The organism is Nonomuraea sp. JJY05 (assembly GCF_043496855.1).
GTDB lineage: Bacteria > Actinomycetota > Actinomycetes > Streptosporangiales > Streptosporangiaceae > Nonomuraea.
The window spans coordinates 74,857-100,641 of record NZ_JBIEIS010000034.1 but is presented as its reverse complement, the minus strand read 5'-3'; the positions used below and the strand labels follow the sequence as shown (position 1 = coordinate 100,641).

Annotated in this window: 23 protein-coding genes; 11 read left to right on the top strand and 12 right to left on the bottom strand. The window is 70.1% G+C overall.

All coding sequences use genetic code 11. From position 1 onward, the window contains the following. Positions 1-3 precede the first annotated feature (3 nt). Together ACFKCF_RS41550 and ACFKCF_RS41545 are read right to left on the bottom strand one after the other, a co-directional pair. Positions 4-1,836: an ABC transporter ATP-binding protein gene (locus ACFKCF_RS41550; protein WP_394500846.1), complete on the bottom strand. Its 1,833-nt coding sequence runs from the start codon at positions 1,834-1,836 to the stop codon at positions 4-6. After that, positions 1,833-3,617, bottom strand: a complete 1,785-nt coding sequence (locus ACFKCF_RS41545; RefSeq protein ID WP_394500845.1) for an ABC transporter ATP-binding protein — start codon at positions 3,615-3,617, stop codon at positions 1,833-1,835. The genes ACFKCF_RS41550 and ACFKCF_RS41545 overlap by 4 nt, the downstream gene beginning before the upstream one ends. Positions 3,618-3,795: 178 nt before the next feature. Between ACFKCF_RS41545 and ACFKCF_RS41540 the strand changes: the two genes are divergently transcribed. Together ACFKCF_RS41540 and ACFKCF_RS41535 are read left to right on the top strand one after the other, a co-directional pair. Continuing rightward, entirely contained in the window at positions 3,796-4,269 is a 474-nt protein-coding gene (locus ACFKCF_RS41540) for a nucleoside deaminase (protein ID WP_394500844.1), read from the top strand. 52 nt (positions 4,270-4,321) lie between these two features. Further along, on the top strand, positions 4,322-5,659 hold the full coding sequence (locus ACFKCF_RS41535) for a sensor histidine kinase (RefSeq protein ID WP_394500843.1): 1,338 nt from the start codon (positions 4,322-4,324) through the stop codon (positions 5,657-5,659). On the opposite strand, the gene ACFKCF_RS41530 is transcribed toward ACFKCF_RS41535, so the two are convergent. Beyond that, positions 5,656-6,768: a ferritin-like domain-containing protein gene (locus ACFKCF_RS41530; protein WP_394500842.1), complete on the bottom strand. Its 1,113-nt coding sequence runs from the start codon at positions 6,766-6,768 to the stop codon at positions 5,656-5,658. The genes ACFKCF_RS41535 and ACFKCF_RS41530 overlap by 4 nt on opposite strands. Positions 6,769-6,857: 89 nt before the next feature. On the opposite strand from ACFKCF_RS41530, the gene ACFKCF_RS41525 reads away from it, so the two are divergent. Further along, positions 6,858-7,505, top strand: coding sequence for a TetR/AcrR family transcriptional regulator (locus ACFKCF_RS41525; protein ID WP_394500841.1), 648 nt, complete (start codon positions 6,858-6,860; stop codon positions 7,503-7,505). A 27-nt stretch (positions 7,506-7,532) separates the two neighbouring features. Here ACFKCF_RS41525 and ACFKCF_RS41520 read toward each other — a convergent pair whose 3' ends face one another. Beyond that, positions 7,533-7,982 carry a lytic transglycosylase domain-containing protein gene (locus ACFKCF_RS41520; RefSeq protein ID WP_394500840.1) on the bottom strand — a complete coding sequence of 150 codons (450 nt, stop codon included), beginning with the start codon at positions 7,980-7,982 and terminating at the stop codon, positions 7,533-7,535. 470 nt (positions 7,983-8,452) lie between these two features. Then, a complete protein-coding gene (locus ACFKCF_RS41515) occupies positions 8,453-8,968 on the bottom strand; it encodes a GNAT family N-acetyltransferase (protein ID WP_394500839.1) in 516 nt (171 codons plus the stop codon). Positions 8,969-9,180: 212 nt separating this feature from the next. Between ACFKCF_RS41515 and ACFKCF_RS41510 the strand changes: the two genes are divergently transcribed. From ACFKCF_RS41510 to ACFKCF_RS41500, 3 genes are all read left to right on the top strand, one after another. Then, on the top strand, positions 9,181-9,666 hold the full coding sequence (locus tag ACFKCF_RS41510) for a glutathione peroxidase (protein WP_394500838.1): 486 nt from the start codon (positions 9,181-9,183) through the stop codon (positions 9,664-9,666). A gap of 51 nt (positions 9,667-9,717) precedes the next feature. Further along, entirely contained in the window at positions 9,718-10,500 is a 783-nt protein-coding gene (locus ACFKCF_RS41505) for an SDR family oxidoreductase (RefSeq protein WP_394500837.1), read from the top strand. A gap of 69 nt (positions 10,501-10,569) precedes the next feature. Beyond that, a complete protein-coding gene (locus ACFKCF_RS41500; protein WP_394500836.1) occupies positions 10,570-11,703 on the top strand; it encodes a hypothetical protein in 1,134 nt (377 codons plus the stop codon). Here ACFKCF_RS41500 and ACFKCF_RS41495 read toward each other — a convergent pair. Beyond that, on the bottom strand, positions 11,700-12,758 hold the full coding sequence (locus ACFKCF_RS41495) for a LacI family DNA-binding transcriptional regulator (protein ID WP_394500835.1): 1,059 nt from the start codon (positions 12,756-12,758) through the stop codon (positions 11,700-11,702). The genes ACFKCF_RS41500 and ACFKCF_RS41495 overlap by 4 nt on opposite strands. 178 nt (positions 12,759-12,936) lie before the next feature. Between ACFKCF_RS41495 and ACFKCF_RS41490 the strand changes: the two genes are divergently transcribed. Next, positions 12,937-14,151 (top strand): ABC transporter ATP-binding protein, encoded by a 1,215-nt coding sequence (locus ACFKCF_RS41490; protein WP_394500834.1) that lies wholly within the window; start codon positions 12,937-12,939, stop codon positions 14,149-14,151. A 125-nt stretch (positions 14,152-14,276) separates the two neighbouring features. On the opposite strand, the gene ACFKCF_RS41485 is transcribed toward ACFKCF_RS41490, so the two are convergent. Beyond that, on the bottom strand, positions 14,277-15,026 hold the full coding sequence (locus ACFKCF_RS41485; protein WP_394500833.1) for an SDR family NAD(P)-dependent oxidoreductase: 750 nt from the start codon (positions 15,024-15,026) through the stop codon (positions 14,277-14,279). A gap of 34 nt (positions 15,027-15,060) precedes the next feature. On the opposite strand from ACFKCF_RS41485, the gene ACFKCF_RS41480 reads away from it, so the two are divergent. Next, positions 15,061-16,206 carry a PQQ-dependent sugar dehydrogenase gene (locus ACFKCF_RS41480; RefSeq protein WP_394500832.1) on the top strand — a complete coding sequence of 382 codons (1,146 nt, stop codon included), beginning with the start codon at positions 15,061-15,063 and terminating at the stop codon, positions 16,204-16,206. On the opposite strand, the gene ACFKCF_RS41475 is transcribed toward ACFKCF_RS41480, so the two are convergent. Beyond that, the gene (locus tag ACFKCF_RS41475) at positions 16,166-16,501 is read right to left on the bottom strand and encodes a carboxymuconolactone decarboxylase family protein (RefSeq protein WP_394500831.1); all 336 of its coding nucleotides are present in this window, start codon (positions 16,499-16,501) and stop codon (positions 16,166-16,168) included. The two genes, ACFKCF_RS41480 and ACFKCF_RS41475, sit on opposite strands and share 41 nt — an antisense overlap. Positions 16,502-16,782: 281 nt before the next feature. Here ACFKCF_RS41475 and ACFKCF_RS41470 point away from each other — a divergent pair, with 281 nt between their 5' ends. From ACFKCF_RS41470 to glnII, 3 genes are all read left to right on the top strand, one after another. Next, positions 16,783-17,463, top strand: coding sequence for a hypothetical protein (locus ACFKCF_RS41470; RefSeq protein ID WP_394500830.1), 681 nt, complete (start codon positions 16,783-16,785; stop codon positions 17,461-17,463). A 10-nt stretch (positions 17,464-17,473) separates the two neighbouring features. Further along, on the top strand, positions 17,474-20,440 hold the full coding sequence (locus ACFKCF_RS41465; protein ID WP_394500829.1) for an AAA family ATPase: 2,967 nt from the start codon (positions 17,474-17,476) through the stop codon (positions 20,438-20,440). A gap of 176 nt (positions 20,441-20,616) precedes the next feature. Beyond that, on the top strand, positions 20,617-21,636 hold the full coding sequence (gene glnII / locus ACFKCF_RS41460) for a glutamine synthetase (protein WP_394500828.1): 1,020 nt from the start codon (positions 20,617-20,619) through the stop codon (positions 21,634-21,636). Between the two features lie 62 nt (positions 21,637-21,698). Here the strand turns inward: glnII and ACFKCF_RS41455 are convergent, their stop codons facing one another. The 4 genes from ACFKCF_RS41455 to ACFKCF_RS41440 form a co-directional block, all read right to left on the bottom strand. Beyond that, positions 21,699-23,249, bottom strand: coding sequence for an aldehyde dehydrogenase family protein (locus ACFKCF_RS41455; RefSeq protein ID WP_394500827.1), 1,551 nt, complete (start codon positions 23,247-23,249; stop codon positions 21,699-21,701). A gap of 61 nt (positions 23,250-23,310) precedes the next feature. Then, complete coding sequence (locus ACFKCF_RS41450; protein WP_394500826.1) at positions 23,311-24,183, bottom strand: UTP--glucose-1-phosphate uridylyltransferase; 873 nt, start codon at positions 24,181-24,183, stop codon at positions 23,311-23,313. A gap of 49 nt (positions 24,184-24,232) precedes the next feature. Further along, positions 24,233-25,123, bottom strand: a complete 891-nt coding sequence (locus tag ACFKCF_RS41445) for a hypothetical protein (protein ID WP_394500825.1) — start codon at positions 25,121-25,123, stop codon at positions 24,233-24,235. A gap of 22 nt (positions 25,124-25,145) precedes the next feature. Beyond that, positions 25,146-25,691 (bottom strand): cupin domain-containing protein, encoded by a 546-nt coding sequence (locus tag ACFKCF_RS41440; RefSeq protein WP_394500824.1) that lies wholly within the window; start codon positions 25,689-25,691, stop codon positions 25,146-25,148. Positions 25,692-25,785 lie beyond the last annotated feature (94 nt).

Here is a 25,785-nt window from a genome sequence, read left to right as displayed (position 1 = left end):
GAGCTAGCTGAGGCTCTCCAGCCACGCCTGGTGCAGCCCGGCGTACCTGCCCGAGGCCGCGATGAGCCGGTCCGGCGGACCGTCCTCGACGATCTCGCCCCGGTCCATCACCAGCACCCGGTCGGCGATCTCCACCGTCGAGAGCCGGTGCGCGATGATCAGCGCCGTCCGGTCGGCCAGGATCGTGCGCAGCGCGCGCTGCACCAGTCGCTCGCTCGGCACGTCGAGGCTGGAGGTGGCCTCGTCGAGGATCAGCACGGCGGGATCGGCCAGGAACGCCCTGGCGAACGCGACGAGCTGGCGCTGCCCGGCCGACATCCGGCCGCCGCGCTTGCCGACCTCGGTGTCGTAGCCGTCGGGCAGGCTCGAGATGAACTCGTGCGCCCCGATGGCCTTGGCCGCCTCGCGCACCTCCCGGTCGGTGGCGTCGGGCCGGCCGAACCTGATGTTGTCGGCGACCGTGCCGCTGAACAGGAAGTTCTCCTGCGTCACCATGACGACGGCCTGGCGCAGCGTCGGCTCGTCCAGCGTGCGCAGGTCGACGCCGTCGAGCAGCACGCGCCCGTCGGTGGGGTCGTAGAAGCGGGAGATCAGCTTGGCCAGCGTCGTCTTGCCCGCGCCCGTCGCCCCGACCAGCGCCACGCTCTGCCCGGCGGGGATCGTCAGGTCGAGCCGGGGCAGGATCGGCATCTCCTCGACGTAGGCGAACCTGACGCCCTCGAAGCGCACCTTGCCGCGCGCCCTGCCGTCCGGCAGCCTGGCCGGCTCGCGCGGCTCGGGCACGGAGGGCTCCTCCTCCAGCACGCCCGACAGCTTCTCCAGCGCCGCGCCGGCCGACTGCAGGGTGTTGTAGAACTGGCTGACCTCCTGCATCGGCTCGTAGAACTGGCGCAGGTAGAGCAGGAAGGCGGTCAGCACGCCGACCTTGACCTCCCCCTGCAGCGCCAGCCAGCCGCCGTAAAGCAGCACGCCGCCGATCGTCAGGTTGCCGATCAGCTTGATCCCGGTCATGAACGTCGCGCCGAGCTGCATGCTGCGCGCGTTCGCGCCCCGGTAGTCGTCGTTGAGCTGCTCGAAGATCTCCTGGTTGCGCGGCTCCCTGCGGAAGGCCTGCACCGCGCGGATGCCGGTCATCGACTCCACGAAGTGCACGATCACCAGCGCCACCGTCTCCCGCGTACGCCGGTAGACGATCGCCGACTGCTGCCGGAACCACCGGGTGAACAGCAGCAGGAAGGGCAGCGGGACGAGCGCCAGCAGGCCCAGGTGCACGTCCAGCACCAGCAGCAGCACGGCCGTGCCCGCCATGGTCAGCACGGCCTTGACCAGCGCGTCGAACCCCGACTGGAGCAGCTCGGCGATGGCCTCGATGTCGGAGGTCAGCCGCGAGATGACGCGCCCTGAGGTGTACTGCTCGTGGAAGCTCAGCGACAGGCGCTGGAAGTGGTCGAACACCCTCCTGCGCAGCTCCAGCAGGGTGCCCTGGCCGATCCGGCCCGACAGCGTCAGGAACGCCCGCCGCGTGAGCGCCTGCGTGATCGCCGCGGCCAGGATCACCCCGACCACGGTCAGCAGGACGGAGGGGCCGGCCCCGCTCGTGATCGGCGGGATGCCCTCGTCGATCCCGATGGAGACCAGGAAGGGGATCGAGAGCCCGGCCGCGTTGGAGACGACGATGATCGCGACGAGCAGCCCGATCTTCTTCCGGTACGGCCTGAGCAGGGCGCCGAGCAGCCGCCGGGAGCGCTCCCGGAGCAGGACGGACACCTTCTCCGGCAGCTCGTCCTGGTCCTCGGAGGACACGCCCCGCCAGGACGCCGTGGTGGTCGTGCTCATCGCAGCGCTCCTTCAGCGGCGTCGTCGAAGTCGGCGTCCTGGGCGAGCAGCTCGCGGTATTCGGGCACCTGCGCCAGCAGTTCCTGGTGCTGCCCGACGTGCGTGATCGTGCCGCCCCGCAGCAGCGCCACCTTGTCGGCCAGCAGCACGGTCGAGGCGCGGTGGGCGACCACGATGCCGGTCGCGTCCCGCAGCACGTGCCGCAGCGCCTCCTCCACGAGCGCCTCGGTCTCCACGTCGAGCGCGGAGAGGGTGTCGTCGAGCACGAGGATCCGCGGCTTGCTCAGCACGGCCCGCGCCAGGGCCAGGCGCTGCCGCTGGCCGCCGGACAGGGACAGGCCCTGCTCGCCGATGCGGGTGTCGAGACCCCACGGCAGGTCGTACACGAACATGGCCTGCGCGGTCTGGATGGCCTCGGCCAGTTCCTCGTCGGTGGCGTCGAGCCGGCCGAGCGTGAGGTTCTCCCGCACGCTCATCGAGAACAGCGTCGGCTCCTCGAACGCCGTGGCCACCACCGAGCGGAGGCTGGTCAGGTCCAGGTCGCGCACGTCGTGCCCGTCGATCGTGACGCGGCCCTCGGTGGGGTCGATCAGCCGCGGCACCAGGGCCGTCAGCGTGGTCTTGCCGGAGCCGGTCGCGCCGACGACGGCCACCGTCTCACCGGGGCGCACGTCCAGCCAGACGTCGTGCAGCACCGGCTCCTCGGAGTCGTGGAAGCGGAACCCGACGCCCTCGAAGCGCAGGTGGCCGCGGGGCCCGTCGATGGTGTGCGTGCCGCCCTCGATGGCGGGCACGGTGTCCATGACCTCCATGAGGCGGTCGGCGGAGGTCATCGCCTCCTGGGCCATGGCCAGGATGTAGCCCAGGCTCGCGATCGGCCAGACGAGCTGCAGCATCAGCGTGGTGAACGCGACCAGCGCGCCCAGCGTCAGCGCGCCCGTGCCGACGGCCAGCGCGCCCAGCAGCAGCACCAGGGCCAGCGTGATGTTGGGGATGATCTCGAGGAAGGCGAAGAACTTGGCCAGCAGTCGGGCCTTGTCCATGGAGGTGCCGTAGACCTTGAGCGCGCCCTCGTCGTAGCGGTCGAAGACGTAGTGGCGGCGGCCGAAGGCCTTGATCGTACGGATGCCGAGGGCGGACTCCTCGACGAGCGTGGCGAGGTCGCCCTGCTCGTCCTGCACCTGGCGGGAGGTCTTGATGTAGCGCTTCTCGAACCGCAGCGACAGCCACACGATCGGCACGGCCGAGGCCAGCACCAGCAGCCCGAGCGGCCAGTACTTGTTCAGCAGCAGCACGGTCACGGTGATCAGCTGCAGGATGTTCATGACCAGGAAGAGCATGCCGAAGCCGAGGAAGCGCCGGATGGTCGACAGGTCGGTCGTGGCCCGGGATAACAGCTGGCCGGACTGCCAGTCGCCGTGGAAGCCCATGGGCAGCCGCTGCAGGTGCTCGTAGAGGTCGTCGCGGATCGCGGTCTCCAGGCCGAGCACCGGCTTCACCTGGGCCCACCGCCGCAGGAGGATCAGCAGGGCCTCGACGACGCCGACGCCGATCGCGAGCAGCCCGAGGGGGAGCAGCGCACCGGAGTCGCCGTGTGCCACGGGACCGTCGATGACCTTCTCGCTGATGAGCGGGAGCGCGATGCCGGCCGCGATGCCGACGATCGCCGCCAGCCAGATGAACACCAATCTGACGACGTAGGGGCGGAGGTAGGACTTCATCCGCCACAGGGAGTTGGAGGAGAGCAGGGGACGTTGAGGTATGTGCGTATCGGGAGGCATCCCTTCTAGGCTAATACGAGGGTTCAACCGATTTTCAGTAGCCCGAAGAGTGCGGTTCTTGTACGTGACGTGCAGAAACAGTGAAAGATCTTGCACATTCGGCGGACCGATACTTTTGTTGTGATCTGTTGGGGTATGTTCTTTGCCCTGCTCGGCGGCCGTCTAGGATGGGGGACTCATGATCGCTGAATCGGAGATGCCGCACCTGCGCCGCTGTGTCGAGCTGGCCACGAGGGCGCTGGAGGTGGGCGACGAGCCGTTCGGCTCGGTGCTGGTCTCCGGCGACGGGACCGTGCTGGCCGAGGACCACAACCGGGTGGCCGCCGGCGACAACACGCAGCACCCGGAGTTCGCGCTGGCCCGCTGGTCGGCGGCGCACCTGACGCCCGAGGAGCGGGCGGCCGCCACCGTCTACACCTCCGGCGAGCACTGCCCCATGTGCGCCGCCGCCCACGCGTGGGTCGGGCTGGGCCGCATCGTGTACGTGGCCTCGTCGGAGCAGCTCGCCGCGTGGCTGTCGGAGCTCGGCGTCCCGCAGCCCCCCGTGCGCACGCTGCCGATCAACGACGTCGCGCCCGGAGTGGTCGTCGAGGGTCCGGTGCCGGAGCTGGCCGAGGAGGTCCACGAGCTGCACCGCCGTTTCCACGGCTGAGCAAATATGCCGTTTTACCTGTGATTTGTACTCTCCGTGACAGAGTACGGCCATGGTGTTCGGCCGCTCGATCAGGGCCCGGATGACCATCGCGACGGTGGTGGTCTTCGGGGCCGTCGTCGTTCTGGGGATTCTGGCGATCTCGCTGAGCTACCCCGTGCGGGCGCGGGCGGAACTCGTCCAGCAGGCTGACGACGCCAGCAGGCACCTGGCCATGTCCATCACCGAGCACCGCTTCAGCGGCCCCATCCCGCCGCGGAAGGGCGTCTACCTCTTCCAGGTCGTGAACTCCTCCGGCCAGGTGCTGGTCGCCAGCAACGGGCTCGCCGGCCAGCCGCCGCTCACCCGGACCTGGCCCAGGGAAGGCGACCTGCGGGTCCAGACCCGGGTGTGTCCCGGCAGGTGCATGGTCGTCGTGGGGACGAGCAACCCCGCCAGCGCGTACGGGTCCGTCGTCGCCTTCGCGGCCCTGCGGGAGCCGTTCCTGCTGAGCTCGCCGTTCCTGCCTCTGGTGCTGACCGTCTTCGGGGCGGTGCTGGTGGCGCTGACGGGATGGGGCTCCTGGTACGGGGTCGGCCGGGTGCTGGACCCCGTGGAGCGGATCAGGGCGGGGCTGGCCCGCATCAGCGCCCACGACCTGAGCCGGCGCATCGACGTGCCCGACACGCAGGACGAGGTCGCCGAGCTGGCCGCCACGGTCAACGAGACCCTGGAGCGGCTGGAGGACGCCGTGGACCGGCAGCGGCGCTTCGTCTCCGACGCCTCCCACGAGTTGCGGACGCCGATCACCGGGCTCCTGGTTCGGCTGGAGTCGGGGCTCGCGGACCTGCACGAAGGCGAGTGGCGGGCGGCGATCAAGGACGCCGAGCGGCTGTCGGACATCGTCCACGACCTGCTCCTGATGGCCCGGCTGGACGCGGGGGTGCAGCCCCAGCAGGAACGGATCGAGCTGGGGAAGCTGGTCGAGGAGGAGGTCGCGCGGCAAACCCGCCGGCTGCCGCTGACGATGGACGTGGAGCCGGGGCTCTTCGTCCGCGGCAACCGGCTCCGGCTGGCCCGGCTGCTGACGAACCTGCTGTCCAACGCCGACCGGTACGGGGACTCCCGGGTGTGGATCTCCGTGCGGGGGTGGGCGGACCAGGCCGTCGTGGAGGTGCTGGACGACGGGCCGGGGATCCCGGCGGAGATGCGGGACCGGGTGTTCGAGCGGTTCACCCGCCTCGATCACACGCGCTCGCGGGACACCGGGGGCACAGGGCTGGGGCTGCCGATCGCCCGCGACATCGCCAAGGCCCACGGCGGGACGCTGGAGATCGGGGACGGCCCGGGGGCCCGGATGATCCTGCGCCTGCCGCAGAGCCTGCCCGCGCCCGACGCGACGCGGCTCTAGGACCTGCCGAGCTCGACGGTCTCGGCCACCTCGGCGTGCCGCTCGGACTCCTCTTGGGCGAACCGCTCCGCGTCGAGCTTGTCGGCGATGTCCTCGTCCTGGCGCATCAGGGCGTCCAGGGACTGGCCCGCCATCTCCAGCACCCCCATCTCCGCGTACGCCTGGCGCAGCCGCGGGCTCCACAGCCCGATGTCCTTGACGCACGGCACGATCCGGCTGAACAGCAGCGACCTGAACAGCCGCAGGTACTCGGAGTGGTCGGTGGCCTCCATGGCCTCTTCGACCTCGGCCTTGGACAGGCCCAGGTTCTCCCAGGTCTCCCGCCCGCGCAGCCGGTCGCGCATGAGGTAGCAGCCCTCGATGACGAAGTCCTCGCGCTCGCGCAGCTCGGTCTCCGACAGGTTCCGGTAGTAGTCGCGCAGCGCCATCCGGCCGAAGGCGACGTGCCTGGCCTCGTCCTGCATCACGTACGCGAGGATCTGCTTGGGCAGCGGCTTGGTCGTGATGTCGCGCATCACCCCGAACGCGGCCAGCGCCAACCCCTCGATGAGCACCTGCATGCCGAGGTAGGGCATGTCCCAGCGGGTGTCGCTCAGCGTGCTGTCGAGCAGGGCCTTGAGGTGCTCGTTGATCGGGTACGCCAGGCCCACCTTCTCCTGCAGGAAGCGCGCGTACGTCTCGGCGTGGCGCGCCTCGTCCATCGTCTGGGTGGCGGCGTAGAACTTCGAGTCGAGGTCGGGGACCGACTCCACGATCTTGGCCGAGCAGATCATCGCGCCCTGCTCGCCGTGCAGGAACTGGGAGAACTGCCATGCCGCGCCGTGCCGCCGCACCTCGTTACGGGTCCGCTCGTCCATCCGCTCCCAGAGCGGGGTGCCGTGGATCGCGATCGTCTGGTCGGGGACGCCCAGGACGTCGTACGGATCGACCTCGAGGTCCCAGTCGATGCGCTTGGTCGAGTCCCACTGCTTGTCCTTGCCCTTCTGGTACAGCGCCAGCATGCGGTCCCGGCCGTCGTCATATTCCCAGGTGAATCGGCTCGCGCCGGCCATCTCGACGTTCCACGTGGAGAGCTCGGCGGGGATGGTGTAGAGATCGTGGGTCGACATGGAACCTCCCGGGGGGGTTACGTACACCGTACGTATGTCCGCCTTCCGAGAGTTCCACGTACACCGTACGTACGTCAATAGAATGAGGTATGCCTACGGAGCCCCTCTCGCGAGGCCGCATCGTCGCCGCGGCCATCGACCTCATCGAGCGCGAGGGCGCCGACGCGGTCTCCATGCGGCGCATCGCGGCCGAGCTCGGCGTCGGCGTGATGTCCCTCTACAATCACGTGCCCAACAAGGACGCCCTGCTCAACGGGGTGGCCGAGGCGGTGCTGAGCGAGATCGAGTTCACCGACGACCCCGGCGCGCACTGGACCGAGCGGGTGCGCATGCAGGCGCGGGCGTTCCGCCAGATCGCCCACGACCACCCGCGCTCGACCATGGTGGTCGTCAGCCGCCAGCTCCACTCCACGGCCGGGCTGCTGCCGGTCGAGCGGGCGCTGGCCACGCTGCGCAGTGCCGGGTTCGACGGGGCGGACGCGGTCAGGATGCTGCGGATGTTCATCGCCTACATCGTGGGCTCGCTGCTGCGGGAGGTGGGGGTGACGCCCACGTTCGCGCCCGTCCACAACCGGCTGGTCAAGGCCGAGGGCGTCGATCCCGCGCTGTTCCCCGAGGTCCACTCACTGGCGCCGCTGCTGGACGAATGCGATCACGAGGCGGAGTTCGAGTTCGGGCTGGAGCTGCTCATCCAGGCGATCGAGGTGCACGTGGCGCGCAGGGAGGGCACCCGGTGAACACCGGGTGCCCTCGCCCGCCTTCGGTCAGTACCAGTTGTGCGATCTCCAATGTCCCCAGGCGCCGCACGGCCTGCCGTACCTCCCCTTGATGTAGGAAAGTCCCCACCGGATCTGCGTCTCCGGGTTGGACTTCCAGTCGCGGCCGGCGCCGCGCATCTTGCCCGCGGGCAGTGCCTGCGGGATGCCGTACGCGCCGGACGAGCGGTTGCGTGCGTGATGGTTCCAGTTGCTCTCCCTGGTCCAGAGATTGTCCAGGCAGCGGAACTCCTGCAGGTTCCAGGACCGCTGGACCACCTGGTCCAGCGCGATCCTCTTGTTCTTGTTCGGCGTCGCCACCGCGACCTTGGGCTGCGCCTTCGTCGTCCAGGTCCCGAGCCGCACCACGGGTGGGCGCTCGGCCCAGGCCGCGGGCGCCCCGATCGCGGTGAAGGCGGTGAATGCGGTGACGCTGATGAGTGCGCGTTTGCTGTCCAAGTCGATCCTTGCTGTCGGGTCGCGTGCGGACAGGCGCACTGCATCGGGCGCCCCTGCCGGTCCGCGTCCGTGGCTCGGACGCGGAGGGTCCGCGCGGCCCTCCGGGAATCCGGCACCGCCCGATCCCGCTGGGCGGCCCGAAGGGCGCCGCGACGTGTCCTCTAGCACGATTCCTATTACGTTCGGACAGCGCGGGTCGTACATCTCGACACGCGGTGGAGAGGTGTTTGCGCGAGCGTTGCGGATATAAGTCCCTCTCGCAGGGCCGGCCTTGCCCGCCCCGCCGTCCGGCTGAACGGGTCTTGCCGCAAACCGCGAGCAACTATGGGGTTTGGGCGTGCGTGAGCTGCGGGTAAGCACGGCCTTCCACGGTGTCGTCGCCTGCGGCGGGATCGGCGGGTCCTCGGCCGTTTCGCGGAAACGCCGGACCGGGGGATCGGCGGCGTGGCGCCGCCGATCCCGTGGGGTTGCTACCGCTGTGCCGGCGACGTGGTCACGTACCGGGCCGTGTCCGCCTCGGCGTCCGTGTGCGACCGCTGGAAGCCGGCCTTCTCCAGGACCCTGATCGAGGCCGGGTTCGACAGTTCCACGCCCGCGCACACCGTGTGCACGCCCGGCGCCGTGAGCGCGAACTCCGTCAGCGCGCGCGCCGCCTCGGACGCGTAGCCGCGGCCCTGGCGGGAGGCGACGATGCCGTACCCGATCTCCAGGGTGCCGTCGGCGGGCGGCCAGAACAGGCCGAGCGAGCCGACCACGAGGCCGCTGTCGCGCTCGATGATCTGGCGATGGCCGTACTCGCCGAACCACGCGGGGTGCTCGGCGAACAGGCCGGCGATGACGTGGTCACCCTCGGCGGGGAAGTCCTCGGCCCAGTGCGTGGACCGGGTGCCGTCCAGGACGGCGCTGACTTCGCCCGGGGTCCAGGGCCGCAGGACGAGGCGGTCGGTGGTCAGGTCGGTGCCGGACACCGAGAAGAAAGAAGACACTTGTGACTCCAGGTCAGTGAAACGACCGGGCCGCGCTCTAGGCTCGCGCGGGCCGGAGAAGGGCATGCTGATGACGGCTGCTGGCAGCCATATTCATCAACCTCCCTCGTCCCGGAGCGATCAGGCGCCTCTCGCGCCGCCGCGATCCTAGCAGCCCCGCGACGGGGGAGGCGCAAGACCGAATCGCGTTCCGGAGGCGTAGGGTGCGGTGCATGAGCCTCACTGACATCCAGCTCCGCACCCTCGACGACACCTCCACCACCTTCGGGGAGCTGGCGGCCGGCAAGGCCGTTCTCGTCGTCAACGTGGCCTCGCGATGCGGCCTCACCCCGCAGTACGGCGCCCTGGTCAAGCTCCAGGAGCAGTACGGCCCGCGCGGCTTCACGGTGGTCGGCATGCCCTGCAACCAGTTCGCCGGCCAGGAGCCGGGCACGGCCGAGGAGATCCAGGCGTTCTGCTCGGCGACGTACGGGGTGGACTTCCCGCTCCTGGAGAAGGCCGACGTCAACGGCCCCGGCCGGCACCCGCTCTACGAGGAGCTGACGCGGACCTCCGACGAGCAGGGCGAGGCGGGCGACGTGCAGTGGAACTTCGAGAAGTTCCTGGTGGACCGGGAGGGCGGCGTCGTGGCCCGCTTCCGTCCCCGCACCGCCCCGGACGACCCGGCGGTCACGTCGGCCATCGAGAAGCTTCTCTGAGGGGCGGGAAAACCTTTCGACGCCTCGCGAGCGGTCGGCGAAGATGATCGGATGACGTCCGACATGAAGGTCGCCGTGGTGACCGGGGTGAGCAGGCGGATCGGGATCGGCTACGCCGTCGCGCGCGAACTGCTGGCGACGGGCGCGAAGGTGCTGGTGCAGTCGTGGACGCCGCACGACGCCGAGATGCCGTGGGGCAGCGACCCGGCGGGCATGGACGGCGTGCTGGAGTCGCTGGGCGGCGTCGGCGACCGGCTGCACCACGTGGAGGCGGACTTCGCGGACCCGGCGGCGCCGGCGTGGGTGATGGAGCAGGCGGTCGCCACGTTCGGGCACGTGGACGTGCTCGTGGCCAACCACGCCCGCAGCAACCGGCAGTCGCTGGAGGAGCTGACGGCCGCCGAGCTGGACCTGTCGTGGGCGGTGAACGCCCGGGCCAGCGCGCTGCTGACGCAGGCGTTCGCGGCCCAGCACGACGACCGGCGCTCCGGCGGCAGGGTGATCCTGTTCACCTCGGGCCAGCATCTGGCCCCGATGCCGGGCGAGCTGCCGTACGCGATCAGCAAGGGCGCGATCCACCAGATGACGGCCAGCCTGGCCGACGCGCTCGCCGACCGGGGCATCACCGTCAACACCGTCAACCCGGGACCGGTCGACACGGGGTGGGCCGATCCCGAGGTCACCCGGCACGTCGGCCGCGCCCTTCCGGCGGGGCGCTGGGGGCGGCCGGAGGAGGTGGCCCGGCTGGTGCGCTGGCTCGCCTCGGACGAGGCCGCCTGGATCACCGGGCAGGTGATCAACTCCGAGGGAGGGTTCCGCCGCTGGGTTCCGTAATCGTGTGATTGCGCTGCGTTACGGGTAGGGGTTCAGGCATTGGCCTGAAGGTCCCGCAGGGAGTACGCGATGACGATCAACCCGTACGCAGGTTCGCCGTTCAGCTACGCCACCGAGCCGGCCGTGGGGCCGTACTCGATCGTGGAGCTGATGCCCGGCGTCCGGAACCTGCTGGAGTACACCGGGCTCGAGGCGGGCGAGCGCGTGCTGCTGCTCATGGAGCACACCGTCGACCCGGTCGTCGTCCAGGCCATCGCGGCGGCCGCGGCCTACCGGGACGCCGACGTGCGCATCCTGTCCGTGCCGCCGTTCAGCCCCGGCGGGTGGGACAGGGAGGCGTCGCTGCACATCGAGACGGCCGCCTTCCGCGAGGCCGACCTGGTGATCAGTGGCACCTGGTGGGGCGAGGTGCACACGGCGCCGCTCTTCTTCGACCAGATCAAGTCACGCTCCTCCCGCTTCCTGTCCCTGCACATGACGGCCACCGCGGGGGCGCTGCTCACCGGCGGGCGGCTGCCCGCCGAGGTCTTCTACGCGCTGCTGCGCAGGACGCTGCGGCAGATGTCGGGCGCCCGGTCGATCCGGGTCACGTCCGCGCGGGGGACGGACGTGACGTTCTCGGGGCTGACGTTCGACCCGGACCCCGGCGCGATGCGGCCCGGCGACTGGCGGCCCTTCCCGTACGGGGGCGCCAACTTCTGGCCGGCCGACACCGAGGGCGTCCTCATGGTCGAGGAAAGCACGGTCACCGGCGTGCCGGAGGAGTCCCTGCGCATCACCCTGGAGGGCAACCTCGTACGCAAGATCGAGGGCGGGGCCGCGGCCGAGCAGTTGCGGCGTTACGCGCCCGGCGGCTTCTACATGCGCCACGGCCTCATAGGGCTCAACCCGAAGGTGCGGGTGGCCGGGGGCAACCAGTTCGAGCGCGAGAAGCACGCCGGCGCCTTCTACTGCGGGATCGACGGCCTGACCGACGGGCAGCCGATCACGACGGGCCCGGGGTTCGCGCACTGCGACTGCCAGGTCGACCGGCCCACCGTGCTGGTGGACGGGGAGCTCTTCATCGAGAACGGGCGCCTGCTGATGCTCGACGAGCCGGAGATCAGGGAGGTTGCGGCGCGGTTCGGGCCGCCGGACGTGATCCTCGACGACAACCCGATCATGATCCTGCCCCGGCGCTACACAGGTGGCGGGCCCGGCTAGCGGCGGGGGCCGCAGCTGCCCCGGATGATGAGCTCCGTCGGCAGGACCACGCTGCGCGGCTTCCTGGCGCCCGCCCTGAGCACGAGCTCCGCCGCCCGGTAGCCCATGTCCCGGCCCGGCTGGGCGATCACCGTCAGGGGCGGGGAGCACAGCTCGGCCCAGGGCACGTCGTCGTACATGACCAGCGAAACGTCCCTCGGCACCCGCAGGTCCAGCTCCCTGGCCGCCAGCACCGCCGCCTCGCCCAGCACGTTGCCCCCGGCGACCACGGCCGACAGGTCGGGGCGGCTCTGGAAGAGGCCCGAGGCGGCGGCGTAGGCGGAGTCGCGGCTGCCGGTGCCGAACACGACGAGCTCCTCGTCCACCGGCGCCCCCACGGCCTCCCTGAAGGCGTGCACCCGGCGTTCCTGCCCGGGGCCGCCGAGGAAGGCGATGCGCTTGTGGCCCAGGCCGCGCAGGTAGCGTACGGCCGTGCGGATGCCGGCCCGGTCGTCGGCCACCACGGCGGGGACGTCCAGCGGGCGGGCCGGGGCGGCGGCGGACAGGCCGTCCAGGGCCATGAGGTCGGCCACGGCCGCCGCCCGCACGTCCTCGGAGGACGACTGGAGCGGGAGGCGGTCGGCGAAGACCACCGTCATGCCCGCGCGGAGCGCCGGGGTCCAGGTGTCCGCGTCTCCCGACGGCACGGCGATCAGGCGGTCCACGCTCTGCTCCAGGAGCATGCCGATCAGGTCGGCCTCCTGCTCGGGGTCGCCGCCCGTGGAGCCGATCACGACGGGCTCGCCGGCCGAGCGGGCGCAGGCGAGCACGCCCTCGGAGAGCTGCCCGTAGAAGGTGTCGGTCAGGTCGGGGACGAGCAAGCCGATGCCGCCCGTGCGGCGTTGGCGCAGGTTGCGGCCCAGGGCGCTGGGGCGGTAGTCGAGCTGGGCGGCGACGGCCAGGACGCGCTCTCTGGTCGCCGCACTGGCCGAGCCGCCCGACAGTACCCTGGACACGGTCGCGACGCCCACGCCGGCCGCCTCGGCCACATCCTTGATCGTCGCCCGCTTCTCCATGGAAACGATTCCATCATGGTTTCCGGAAATCGGGAAGACTCGCGCATCCACAACGGCTGGTCACGCGGTAACCCTTGACACCGATGTCCGTTTCGGGTGAGATGCTTGAAAACGTATCCACGTGAGTGGGTCACGGTAACAACGTCCGGGCCACCGCCCTGGAGCGCGAAGGAATGTCATGGCATCCATCGTTCTGACGAACGTCGACAAGGTCTACGCCGGTGGCGTGAAGGCCGTGAACGGGCTCAACCTTGAGATCAAGGACGGCGAGTTCATGGTCCTGGTAGGCCCATCCGGTTGCGGTAAGTCGACCGCCCTCCGGATGATCGCGGGCCTCGAGGACATCAGCGGTGGCGAGATCGCCATCGGCGAGAAGGTGGTCAACCACCTCCCGCCCAAGGACCGCGACATCGCGATGGTCTTCCAGAACTACGCGCTCTACCCCCACATGACGGTCGAGGAGAACCTCGCCTTCGGCCTCAAGCTCCGCAAGATGCCCAAGCCGGAGATCCAGAAGCGGGTCAACGAGGCCGCCAAGATGCTCGGCCTCGAGACCTACCTCAAGCGCAAGCCGGCCGCCCTCTCCGGTGGTCAGCGCCAGCGTGTCGCCATGGGCCGCGCCATCGTGCGTGAGCCGCAGGCCTTCCTCATGGACGAGCCGCTGTCCAACCTGGACGCCAAGCTCCGCGTCTCCATGCGCGCCTCGCTCAACCAGATGCACGAGCGCCTCGGCGTCACCACCGTGTACGTCACCCACGACCAGGTCGAGGCCATGACCCTCGGCGACCGCGTCTGCGTGCTGCGCGACGGTCTGCTCCAGCAGGTCGACACCCCGCAGAACCTGTTCGACAAGCCGGTCAACCTCTTCGTCGCCGGCTTCATGGGCTCGCCCTCGATGAACTTCGCCACCGCCGAGCTCATCCGCGACGGCGGCGCCGCCGCCGTCTCCTTCGCCGGCATCAAGCTGCCGATCCCCGAGTCGACCTTCTCCGACAAGCCGGGCCTCGACCAGTACATCGGCAAGAAGATCATCCTCGGCATCCGCCCCTCCGACTTCGAGGACGCGGCCTCGGCCGGCAACCACGCCAACGGCTGGGCCACGCTGCCGGTCAAGGCGGAGGTCACCGAGGAGCTGGGCTCCGAGATCAACGTGCTGTTCCTGATCGACGCCCCGCCGGTCGAGCACAAGGACACCGTCGCCGCCGCCGACGCGGGTGACGACGAAGAGGCCGCGCTGCCGCTGTCGGGCGACAAGTCCCTGTGGACCGCCCGCGTCAACGCCCGCAGCCACGCCCGTCCCGGCCAGAACATCGACCTGGTCCTCGACACGCACAACCTGCACTTCTTCGACCCCGAGAGCGGCCTGTCGATCGGCCACGAGGCCAACCGCTAGCCGACTCCTGCATTCCCGGCCGTGAGCCCCGCTCACGGCCGCTCGGGCCCCCACCGCGACCCCCTCCCGCGGCGGGGGCCCGTTCCATGCGGCGGGGGCCGTTCCGTCGGGTCCTGGTACGGGGGTCAGCGGCCGAGGCTCGCCGAGACGCGGGACTGCAGGCCGCGCGGCACGAGCTTGCCGATCGCGACGATGGCCTTGTAACGCAGGTCGGGTACGGAGACCCGCTTGCCCAGCGCCAGGTCCCGCATGCCCTCCCGCACCACGTCGTCGGCCTTCAGCCACAGGAACCCGGGGATCCCCGAGACGTCCATCGAGGCCCGCTGGTGGAACTCGGTCCGCACGAAACCGGGGCAGAGCGCCATGATCTTGATGCGCGGGTTGCCCACCTCGTTGGCGGCGGACTCGCTGAAGTTCACCACCCACGCCTTGGACGCGCTGTAGGTGCCCCGCGTGAAGAACGCCGCCACCGAGGCCACGTTGACGATCGCGCCCCGGTCGCGCTCCCGCATGCCGGGCAGCGCCGCCAGCGTCAGCCTCAGCACGGCCTCGCAGTGCAGCTTGAGCATGCGCACCTCGTCCTCGACCGGGACCTCGGGGAAGCGGCCCGGGTGGCCGAAGCCGGCGTTGTTGACCAGCAGGTCGACGCCGCCGGCGATCCTGGACTCCACCCTGGCCAGGCCCTCCTCGGTGGCGAGGTCGGCGGGCAGCACCTCGGCGGCGACGCCGTACCGGAGCTTGAGCTGGTCGGCGCTCTCGGAGAGCCGTTGCTCGTCGCGGGACACCAGGACGAGCGAGAAGCCGTCGGCGGCCAGGCGCCGGGCGAAGGCGGCGCCGAGGCCGGAGGTCGCGCCGGTGATCAATGCGGTAGGCATACCTGAACCCTAACGCCGTGCGAGGATGGGCTCCGTGCGACCCGTGGCGGCCTTAGCGGCCTTCGTCCTCGTGACCCTCACCGCGTGCGCGCAGGAGCCGGCGCCGGTCCCGCTCGACCCCGTGGAGAGCGCCGCTCCGACGCCGGAGCCCGCCGAGACGGATCCCCCGGAGCGCGGGAAGTTGCGCTTCAAGCAGATCGCCAAGCTGGAGCAGCCGGTGGCGTTCGCCGTGCGCAAGGGCGACGACCGCCTCTACGTCGCCGAGCAGACCGGCAGGCTGCGCACCTCCGACGGCGACGTCGTGATCGACCTGTCGCGCGAGGTGAGCGGGGGCAACGAGCAGGGCCTGCTCGGCGTCGCGTTCCACCCCTCCGGCCGCTGGGTCTACCTCGACTGGACCGACGCGCGGGGCCGCACCCATGTCACCGAATGGGCCTTCGACGGCTCCAAGGCCACGGCCAGGCGCGACGTGCTCACCCAGGACCAGCCCTACCCCAACCACAACGGCGGTCAGCTCGCCTTCGGCCCCGACGGCCACCTCTACATCGCGCTCGGCGACGGCGGCAGCGCCGGCGACCCCCAGGGCAACGGCCAGGACCTGACGACCCTGCTGGGCAAGATCCTGCGCATCGATCCGCGCGGCGGCCGGCCGTACAAGATCCCGGAGGACAACCCGTTCGCCGACCAGAAAGGCGCAAAACCCGAAATATGGGCTTACGGGCTCCGTAACCCCTGGCGGTTCGGCTTCGACCGCGACACGGGAGACCTGTGGATCGGCGACGTCGGGCAGAACGCCTGGGAGGAGGTCGACCGCCAGCCGGCCGGCTCGCGGGGCGGCGAGAACTACGGCTGGAACGCCCGCGAGGGCAAGAGCCGCTTCCGGGGCGCGAAGGGCCGCGACATGGTCGACCCGGTGATCACGTACTCCCTGGACGAGGGCGGAAACTGCTCCGTCATCGCCGGGTACGTCTACCGCGGCGAGAAGATCCCCTGGCTGCGGGGCCGGTTCCTGTACGGCGACTTCTGCGCCGGCTGGATCAAGGCCGCACCCGCCGACGCGCCGCGGGAGGGGGCCGAGGTCGGGAAGGTCGAGCAGCTCTCGTCGTTCGGCGAGGGGCACGACGGCGAGCTGTACGCGCTCAGCCTGCGTGGTCCGCTCTACCGGATCGAGCCTGCCTGACCCGCTCGATCAGCCCCTCGACCTGGTCGTTCAGCTTGCTCCCCCGGGCCCAGCCCGCGTAGAGCGTCAGGAAGACGACCACCTCGCGCAACTCGGTCTCGGTGAGCTCGCACGCGCGCAGCGCGGTGTCGAGCTGGACGTCCGTCTGCTCGTGGAGGCCCTGGCCGACGAGCAGCCCGAGAAGGAGCAGGCGGCGCTCCCGCACCGACAGGACCGTCCTCGACCAGACTTCGGCGAACTGGCGTTCCGCCGTCATGCCGAAGGAGTCGACGGTCTCCATTGCGGGTTCTGACATTGTGCGCTCCCGGGGCGGTCGGAAGGGATCCTCATATCTTTCGCTACTTCCCCAGTTGAACCAATGGGGGTTGCATGAACGTTGTAGCCACATGAACCGGCCCCCGAGGTGACCCCGCCACGGAGTGCTACGGAGCGTGCACGAAGCCTTAATTGATCTGTAACAAGTAAAGCCAAGGCATGGCCAAGATTTGGTCAAGATTTTTCCTTCCCCTTCGCGCTCATTGCGTCGGAAAGCGGGCACAACAACTCCGTTGGTCCGTAAAGCGGAGGTAAGCCCTGGTGAAAAAGGCACGGGGTTTGATCGCGGTCACGGTCGCGATCCTGATGCTGTCCGCGTGCGCCGGACAGCCCGAATTCCATTACGTACGCGACAAGGCGGGCACGACCTACTTCAAGGTGCCGTCCTCGTTCACGCAGCTCAACGCCTATCCCATTGAGCTGTACCTGTCCGGCGACCATCCGAACTCGGAGGCGGCCCTCCTGCGGGCCCAGCGGGTGTGGTCGACCGCCTTCGACCAGGCCGCGGAGCCGTCGGTCAACCACCTGCTCGGCTCGGCGGAGCCGTTCGTCTACGCCACCGTGCACCAGCTCACGGAGGAGCAGCGGGACGCGATCTCGCTGAACCGGCTGCGCGACTTCGTGCTGCCGGTGACCTCGCAGGTGCGCGAGCTCTACGCGCAGCAGGCCATGGCGACGGGCCAGCCGTCGATGTTCAAGAACTTCGTCCTCATCAACGACGAGGTCATGACGATGGACAACGGCGCCAGGGGCGTCCGGGTCCGCTTCGAGTACCAGATCGGCGACGACGTCCAGACGTTCGACCAGACCGCCATCCTCGACGAGAAGGGCGCCACGGTCTCCGTCATGCTCATCGGCTGCCAATCCGTCTGTTTCCGGAAGCGCGCCGCCGAGTTCGACAAGATCGAGAGTACGTTCAAGCTGCTCCGGCTGCCTGGATGAGGGAGCACCATTGACCACGACCAATCACCACGAAGGGCTGCGTGCCCCCGGCAGCGGGCCCTCCGACCCCGAATCCGTGACCAGAAAGAAGATGCAGTTCTGGGACCGGAGCAAATTCCTCATCGCCCTGGTGGTGGCCTACCTCATCCTCACGTGGAAGACGATGGCCGACTGGCAGGGCGTCGTCACGTTCATCGAGGCGACCCAGAAGATCGCGTACGAATACCAATGGATCTTCTGGCTGCTCGGCGTGGAGGTCGCGCGGCAGCTCCACTTCCTGGTCAGTGAGCACTGGTCGGCCTACCACCGCTTCTGGAGCCAGCGGGTGTTCGGCGGCTTCGAGCGCTGGACGCACCGGCGCTTCGACGACTGGACGAGGTACCGCCTCTCGCGGGCGCTCAAGATCGCCTTCTTCGTGGTGCTGACGGCCCTGGTGCTGGGGGCGGTGCTGGACGTCAGCCCGTTCGTGGCGGTGATGCAGGCGCCGGCGCTGCTCTGGAACGCGATGCCGTTCCTCATCCAGATCGTCTTCCTGTTCTTCGTGGTCATCATCCAGTTCGTGGGCCTGTTCTGGTTCCTGTCCAGGGGCGGGGTGGAGACGTACTTCCCCGACGACATCAAGACCCGCTTCAACGACGTGTGGGGGCAGGACCACGTGGTCGAGCGCGTCCGGGAGAACATCGTCTTCCTCGAACGCCCCGACGAGATCGAGCGGCGCGGCGGGTACGTCCCCAGCGGCCTGCTGCTGTGGGGGCCGCCGGGCACCGGCAAGACCCTCATGGCCGAGGCTGTCGCGGGCGAGACCGGCAAGCCGTACGTGTTCGTGGATCCGGGCGCGTTCACGAACATGTTCATGGGCGTCGGCATCCTGAAGGTCAAGGCCCTGTTCAGGAAGCTCCGCAAGCTGGCGCTCCGGTACGGCGGCGTGATCGTCTTCTTCGACGAGGCCGACTCGCTCGGCAAGCGCGGCCGGCTCGCCCAGCAGGGCCCGCCCGGACAGGGCGGCTTCTCCGGCCTGTCCGGCGTCAACGGCTGCCACGGGCTCAACTACCTGTCCGAGGAGACCCGCCAGGTGCTGGCCTTCCGGGCCAGGCGCGAATCGCCCGACGAGCCGGAGCGGCGCAACCGCTTCTTCATGGGCGGCGGCATGAACGGCTCGGGCGACCCCGGCACGCTCCAGGCGCTGCTCACCGAGCTGTCCGGGCTCAAGAAGCCGCGCGGGTTCTTCAACCGGCTCGTCCGCCGGCTGCTCGGCATGCGGCCCAAGCCGCCGCCCAAATACCGCATTCTCGTCATGATGGCCACGAACCGGCCGGACGCGCTCGACGAGGCGCTGCTGCGGCCGGGCCGCATCGACCGCATCTACAAGGTCGGCTACCCGTCCAAGGCCGGTCGGGTCCGTACGTACCAGGGCTATTTCGACAAGGTGTGGCACGAGCTCACGCCCGAGCAGATCGACAAGCTGGCCACGATCACCCCGTACGCCACCGGCGCCACGATCAAGGACCTGGTCAACGAGTCGCTGATCACCGCCATCAGGGACGGGCGCGAGATCATCACCTGGTCGGACGTGCTGCGGGCCAAGCGGCTCAAGCAGCTCGGCCCGCCCGAGGACGTCGAGTACATCGAGCGCGAGCGGCACGCCGTGGCCGTGCACGAGGCCTGCCACGCCGTCGTGGCGTACGTGACCCGCTTCCACCTCGAGATCGACATCGCCACCATCGAGAAGGGCGCCGACTACCTGGGCATGGTCGCCTCGATCAAGCCCGAGGACCAGTTCACCCGGTGGAAGTCCGAGCACGAGGCCGACATCATGGTCTCCCTGGCCTCGCTGGCCGGCGAGCGGATGTTCTTCGGCGAGGACAACTCCTCCGGCGTCTCCGGCGACCTGTACTCGGCCACCTACCTGACCGCCATGATGGAGTCGTACTGGGGCATGGGCTCCGGCGTCACCTCGCTGCCGGCCCTCCAGGAGCTGGAGATCATGGGCGGCAAGGCCATGCGCAAGGCCCGTCCGGGCGCCGGCGGCTCGATCGGCATCACCGAGCGGGAGCCCGCCAGGAACCAGCCCGACCTGACCCCCGACGTCCTGGGGGAGCGGATCGAGTTCAACCTGGTGCGGCTGCTGGAGAAGACCGAGGAACTGCTGCAGGAGCACCGCAGGGAGGTGCTCTGCGTGGCGCACGCGCTGGAGACGCACAAGACGCTCAACGGCGACGACGTGGTGGCCATCATCCGCAGGGAGCCCGGGCCGCTCATCGACGGCACGATCTACGCCTCCGACGAGCTCTGCCGGGAGCTGGAGGACTACCACCGCGACGCGGCCAGGGCCCACAAGGAGCACAGCCACATCGAGCGGGACCTGCCCGGGCCGGTGGAGGAGCCGGTGGAGCTGCAGCCGGTCGCCTCCGGCGGCCCCGGCGTCACGGCGGTCCAGCTGGCGCCGCCGACGGCGCAGCCCTCGGTCATCCAGGCTCCGGCCCCCATCACGATCGACGTGAACGGAGAGGCGGCCGAACGCCCCGAGTTCGTGCCGTGGGCGGCCGCCTCGCCGCCTCCCACGCCCATGCCCGTCGTGGTGGGGACACCGACCGCGGCTCCGGTCCCGCCCCCGGCGCGGCGGCGCGCGGGCCGGGTCTGGCTGGTCGTCGCCAGCCTGCTCGGGCTCGTGGCGCTGTCCATCATCGCGGCGCTCGCGGTGACGGGCACGGTGGCGGGCGTCGGCACGAACGCGGCCACCTCCACCGTGGCCTCGCCGGGGCTGCTGCTCCTGCTGTTCGTCGTGGTGGTCGCGGTGATCGTGGGCGCCGGGCTCGCGTTCGTCGCGATCAAGGGGGTACGCGCCGCGCAGGCCAAGGCCGAACGCGAACGCGACCAGGCCCACGCCCGCGCCCAGCTCCTGGCGGCGGCGATGGATCCCGACACGGCCATGCGGCTGCTCGGCTACGACGGGAACGGGACGGAGGGCCGTACCTGAGGCGACGGCTCTGACAGCATGGCGTGGTGCCCCCGGCGCCGCGCCATGCGCCGTCGTCGCATCCTTTACCTTTTCGCGGCCCGATTAACACGGCGTTCACATTCGGGCAAAAACCGGGAAACGGCTGTCCGTAAGACTCGGCGTGGCTGTGAAACACCGTGAAGAAAAGGACCGCCGTGAGCTACAAGGCTGAGTACATCTGGATCGACGGCACCGAGCCCACGGCTCTGCTGCGCTCGAAGACGAGGATCCTCGCCGACGGGGCCGAGCCGCCGGTCTGGGGCTTCGACGGCTCCAGCACCAACCAGGCCGAGGGCCACTCGTCGGACCGCGTGCTCCGCCCGGTGTTCGTCTGCCCCGACCCGATTCGCGGCGGTGACCACGTCCTGGTCCTCTCCGAGGTCGAGGAGATCAACGGCGACGCGCACGTCAGCAACACCCGCGCCCTGCTCCGCCCGATCGCCGAGAAGTACGCCGCTCAGGACTCCTGGTTCGGCATCGAGCAGGAGTACACCTTCTTCAAGGGCAGCCGCCCGCTCGGCTTCCCCGAGGGCGGCTTCCCCGCCCCGCAGGGCCACTACTACTGCGGCGTGGGCGCCGAGGCCGTGTTCGGCCGCGAGATCGTCGAGCTCCACCTCGACCGCTGCCTCGCCGCCGGCCTGAAGATCTCCGGCATCAACGCCGAGGTCATGCCCGGCCAGTGGGAGTTCCAGGTCGGCCCGGCCGGCCCGCTCGAGGTCTCCGACCACCTGTGGGTCGCCCGCTACCTGCTCTACCGGACCGCCGAGGAGTTCGGCGTCGAGGCCACCCTGGACGCCAAGCCCGCCCGCGGCGACTGGAACGGCGCCGGCGCGCACACCAACTTCTCGACCAAGGCCATGCGCGAGGGCTACGACGCCATCATCACCGCCTGCGAGGCGCTCGGTGAGGGCGACAAGCCGATGGAGCACGTCACCCAGTACGGCGCCGACATCGAGTCCCGCCTCACCGGCCACCACGAGACCGCCCCGTGGAACAAGTACAGCTACGGCGTGTCCAACCGCGGCGCGTCCGTGCGCATCCCGTGGCAGGTCGAGGTGGAGAAGAAGGGCTACATCGAGGACCGTCGCCCGAACGCCAACGTCGACCCGTACGTGGTCACCCGCCTGCTGGTGAACACCTGCTGCGCGGCCCTGGAGAAGGCCGGCCAGGTCTGACCCACCCCCACAAGCAGAAGGAACGGGCCCCTCGTCGCCGAGGGGCCCGTTCCTCGTATTGATCACGGCAGGCGGAAGGCCAGGTCGGGCTCGATCTCGGTGACGTCCATCTGGGCCTTCTGCAGGCGGCCCGAGTGGTCCCAGTTCATCGCCTGCCAGCGGGTGAACTGGTCGAGCACCCACATGCCGGACTGGCGGCTGCCGTTGCCCGACTTGCCGTTGCCGCCGAACGGGAGGTGGGCCTCGGCGCCCGAGGTCGAGTTGTTGACGCTGACCATGCCCGCCGAGATGCCCTCGCGGAAGCGGAAGGCGTGCTGCGGGTCGGTGGTGTAGATGGAGCTCGACAGGCCGTAGCCGGGCAGGTTGGCCAGCTCGATGGCCTCGTCGAGGGTGCTGAAGGTGGTCACGCCGACGATCGGGCCGAACGTCTCCTCCAGGAACAGGCGGTCGGTGGGCCGGACGCCGTCGACGACCACCGGGTGGTAGTAGAGGCCCCCACCGTTGACGCTGTCGCCGTCGAAGTCGCGGCGCGGGTTGTCCCCCGTAATTTTCCCGATATTTCCGGACACGACCTTGTGGTGGGGCTGGATCCAGGTCAGGTACTCCTCGTACCGATCTGCGAACTTCTGGTCGAGCAGCGGGCCCGCCAGCACGTCCTCCGTGGGGTCGCCGATCCTGGCCTCGCCCACGGCCCGCGCGAACCGCTCCACGAACTCGTCGTGCACGCTCTCGTGCACGATCACCGTGCCCAGGCTCGTGCAGCGCTGACCGGCCGTACCGAAACCGGAGAACAGCGCGCCCTCCACGGCCAGATCGAGGTCGGCGTCCGGCATGATCACCATCGGGTTCTTGCCGCCCAGCTCCAGGCAGGCCGACTGCAGGTGCCGCCCGGTCAGCTCGCCGATCTTCCTGCCCACCTCGCTGGAGCCGGTGAACCCGACCTTCTGCACGCTGCCCTCGCCGAGAGCCTGCTCCAGGCCCTGGTACGTCTCGGCGCCGTCGGCGAACACGATGTTCAGCACGCCGTCGGGCAGCCCGGCGGCCGCGAAGAGCTGGAACATGGCGTGCGCCGAGGCGGCCGCGTACTCGGCGGGCTTCCAGACCACGGCGTTGCCGCAGAGCAGCGCCGGGACCAGGTACCACGAGGGGACGGCGACCGGGAAGTTGCCCGCGGTGACGACCGCCGCCACGCCGATCGGATTGCGGAACGTGAACAGGTTCTTGGCCGGCATCTCCGACGGGACGGTCTGCCCGTACAGCCTGCGGCCCTCGCCCAGGAAGAAGTCGCAGGTGTCGACGATCTCCCGCACCTCGCCGAGGGACTCGGCGTACGGCTTGCCGATCTCCTCCGTCACCAGGCGGGCCAGCCGCTCGGCGTTGGCCTCGACCAGCCGGCCGATGGAGGCGATCACCCGGCCGCGCACGGGCGCGGGCACCTTGGCCCACTCGCGCTGGGCCTCCTTGGCGGTGCGGCAGGCGGCGGCGAACGTGCTAGCGTCGGCCAGTCCGACGTGGGCCACGACCTCGCCGGTGCGCGCGGGGTTGGTCGACGGGTAGGTGGTGGCGCTTCCCGTCTCCTTGCCACCCACGATGGAAACGATCTGACGGCTCACCGGTGTCCTCCTCATAGTTCCTTCGGTCAGACAATCATCTCGCCGGAAAAAACCCAAGGCGTCAGCCGCTCTCCTGGGCCAGTTTGCGCAGCTCCGGCCCGAACCTCGGATGCGCGAGCGCGGCGGCGAACTGGGCTTTGAGATAGTTGAGCGGCGAGCCCGTGTCCCACCAGGTGCCGTCGATCACCTGCCCGTACACGGGGTGGTCCGCGGCGTGCCGGTGCAGGGCGTCGGTGAGGTAGATCTCGCCCTGCGGGTTCTCGTGCCACCTGCGCGTCTGCTCGTGGAGCTCCTCGATGACGCCCGGGGTGACGACATATCCGCCGATGGCGGCGTACCGGGAGGGGGCCTGCTCGGGGGACGGCTTCTCCACCAGCCCGGAGATCAGCAGGCGGCCGCCGCCGAGGTCCTCCTTGACGATCGGCACGCCGTAGCGCGAGGCGTCCTCGACGGCCATCGGCATCAGGGCCAGCACGGGCGCGCGGGTGGCGTCGTAGGCGGCCTTGAGCTGCTTGGCCCGGGGCACCTCGGCCACGAACACGTCGTCGGCCCACAGCACCATGAACGGCTCGTCGCCGATGACGCGGGCGGCGTTGAGCACGGGCGTGCCGTTGCCGTAGGGGCCGTTCTGGTACAGGTACGTGATGTGGGCCAGCGACGACAGCTCCGCCACCGCGTCGGCCAGGTCGTCCTTGCCGGCGGCGCGGAGCTGGAGCTCGAGGTCGGCGTCGGGGGCGAAGTGCCGCTGAATGAGGTCCTTGCGGGACGAGGTGACGATGGTGATTTCGTCGATGCCGGAGTCCACGAGCTCCCGGATGGTGTGCTCGATGACGGGCTTGTCGCCGATCGGCAGCATCTCCTTGGGCAGCGCCCTGGTCAGCGGCAGCAGTCGCGAGCCGAGGCCGGCCACGGGGATGACGGCTTTGTGGACCATGCGTCTCTCCTTGCTCGAGCGGCTTGATCGTGCGGGGAGAGAGCCGACGTTACCTCAGCCGATTTTTGAGGTGTCGGCCAGTATGTACGGATGCGAGATTCGAGCGGCGCGGGCAGGCTGGCGGTGCGGCCGAACGACGTGCAACTGCGAGGGCGGATCCCGCGGCGGGCGCCGGTGGGGGTGGTGGTCGACCGCCAGCGCAGCAGCGTGCTCTTCCCCGAGCCCGCGTCCCCGCGCAGCAACATGAGGCGCTCGGCCCAGCGCCGACTCGATGCGCTCGGTGGCGAGCTCCCCGGTGGGGCGGCCGGTGAGCGAGGCGACCGAGAGGCGCTCGGGGGCGCGGCCGTCGTCGTCCTGGCGGCCCTCGGGCGCCTCCAGGGTGCGCAGCGGCATGGGCGAGCAGGCGTTCCATGCCCTCGGCCAGGCCGCTCAGCCGGGCCAGGCTCTCCATGGCCGCCCGCGGCACGTATTGCGGGAGCTGGCGCATCATGCCCGTCAGGCACTCGACGCATTCGGCGAGCAGCACCTCGTACAGCTGGTCCTCGGCCTCCCCGAGCCGGGGCTCCGGCAGCCGCGAGATGACGCGCCCGGCGAGCTTGGCGGGGTCGGCGTCGGCCTCGAAGAGGGCGGCGTCGGACAGGTCCGCCTGCCGCAGGGCGTGGACCACCTCCAGCAGGACGGCGGCTCGCGCCTGCTCGTCCAGGCCGCGGAACTCCTGCTCCAGCAGGCGGGCCAGCCGCCCCTCCACCGCCAGCGCGATGCCCTGGAGCTGGTTGTCGAACTTCCTGGGCGCCAGCCGGTCACGGAAGCCGCCCTGGATGAGGTCCTTCAGCTCCGAACCACGCTCCTTGCGCGCGGCCCGGGTGGCCGGCCGCTCCCGCATGGCACGTTCGGCGATCGACGTGCCCGCGGCCGTCAGCGCCGCCTCAATGCCTGGCACGCCTCCCTATATACAGGCTTTGCTAGGCCGTGAAGTCGGCGAAATCGAAGCCTGGGGACACGATGCAGCTCACCAGTACCGCCTCGTCGGAGGCCGGGCGGGCCGACTGCCACACGCCGCCGGGCACGATCGCCTGGGGCACCTGGCCCTCCTCCACGTCGGGCCCCAGCGTCACCACGGAGTCGCCGATCGTCAGGCTCAGCGGGCCGCCGCGGTGCCACAGCCAGACCTCGTCCGACCTGACCATGTGCGGCACCGACTCCTCGCCCGGGTGCAGCAGGAAGTAGATGCCCGTGGCGCTGGACCGAGGCCCGGGGTAACCGTCCGGGTGGAAGGCCACGGACGATCTCCACGTCTCCCTGAACCAGCCGCCTTCGGGGTGGGGGAGCAGGTCCAGGGCCGCCGCGACGGGCGGGCGCTCGACGAAGGCCACCGGGGCGCCCGTCACGTCCCTGCGCAGGAAGAGATTTCCGTCCAGGACGAGCTGCCCGTCGAGCGGGCTGGCCAGGGCCGCCGCCTCGTCGGGCACCTGGATGGACGGGCCGTCGGGGTAGGTGCGCAACTCCACCTGGGAGAGTTTATGCCGATAAATCGGGACAAGGTGGGTGGTTCATTTCCAGCCGATGGGCATCTCGCGGACGGGGCGCGAAATGTCGGTGGAG

Excerpts from the sequence above, each read along its gene's own strand:
- ACFKCF_RS41550 (WP_394500846.1), bottom strand. The coding sequence starts at position 1,836 with ATGAGCACGACCACCACGGCGTCCTGGCGGGGCGTGTCCTCCGAGGAC.
- ACFKCF_RS41545 (WP_394500845.1), bottom strand. The coding sequence starts at position 3,617 with ATGCCTCCCGATACGCACATACCTCAACGTCCCCTGCTCTCCTCCAAC.
- ACFKCF_RS41540 (WP_394500844.1), top strand. The coding sequence starts at position 3,796 with ATGATCGCTGAATCGGAGATGCCGCACCTGCGCCGCTGTGTCGAGCTG.
- ACFKCF_RS41535 (WP_394500843.1), top strand. The coding sequence starts at position 4,322 with ATGGTGTTCGGCCGCTCGATCAGGGCCCGGATGACCATCGCGACGGTG.
- ACFKCF_RS41530 (WP_394500842.1), bottom strand. The coding sequence starts at position 6,768 with ATGTCGACCCACGATCTCTACACCATCCCCGCCGAGCTCTCCACGTGG.
- ACFKCF_RS41525 (WP_394500841.1), top strand. The coding sequence starts at position 6,858 with ATGCCTACGGAGCCCCTCTCGCGAGGCCGCATCGTCGCCGCGGCCATC.
- ACFKCF_RS41510 (WP_394500838.1), top strand. The coding sequence starts at position 9,181 with ATGAGCCTCACTGACATCCAGCTCCGCACCCTCGACGACACCTCCACC.
- ACFKCF_RS41505 (WP_394500837.1), top strand. The coding sequence starts at position 9,718 with ATGACGTCCGACATGAAGGTCGCCGTGGTGACCGGGGTGAGCAGGCGG.
- ACFKCF_RS41500 (WP_394500836.1), top strand. The coding sequence starts at position 10,570 with ATGACGATCAACCCGTACGCAGGTTCGCCGTTCAGCTACGCCACCGAG.
- ACFKCF_RS41495 (WP_394500835.1), bottom strand. The coding sequence starts at position 12,758 with ATGGAGAAGCGGGCGACGATCAAGGATGTGGCCGAGGCGGCCGGCGTG.
- ACFKCF_RS41490 (WP_394500834.1), top strand. The coding sequence starts at position 12,937 with ATGGCATCCATCGTTCTGACGAACGTCGACAAGGTCTACGCCGGTGGC.
- ACFKCF_RS41485 (WP_394500833.1), bottom strand. The coding sequence starts at position 15,026 with ATGCCTACCGCATTGATCACCGGCGCGACCTCCGGCCTCGGCGCCGCC.
- ACFKCF_RS41475 (WP_394500831.1), bottom strand. The coding sequence starts at position 16,501 with ATGTCAGAACCCGCAATGGAGACCGTCGACTCCTTCGGCATGACGGCG.
- ACFKCF_RS41450 (WP_394500826.1), bottom strand. The coding sequence starts at position 24,183 with ATGGTCCACAAAGCCGTCATCCCCGTGGCCGGCCTCGGCTCGCGACTG.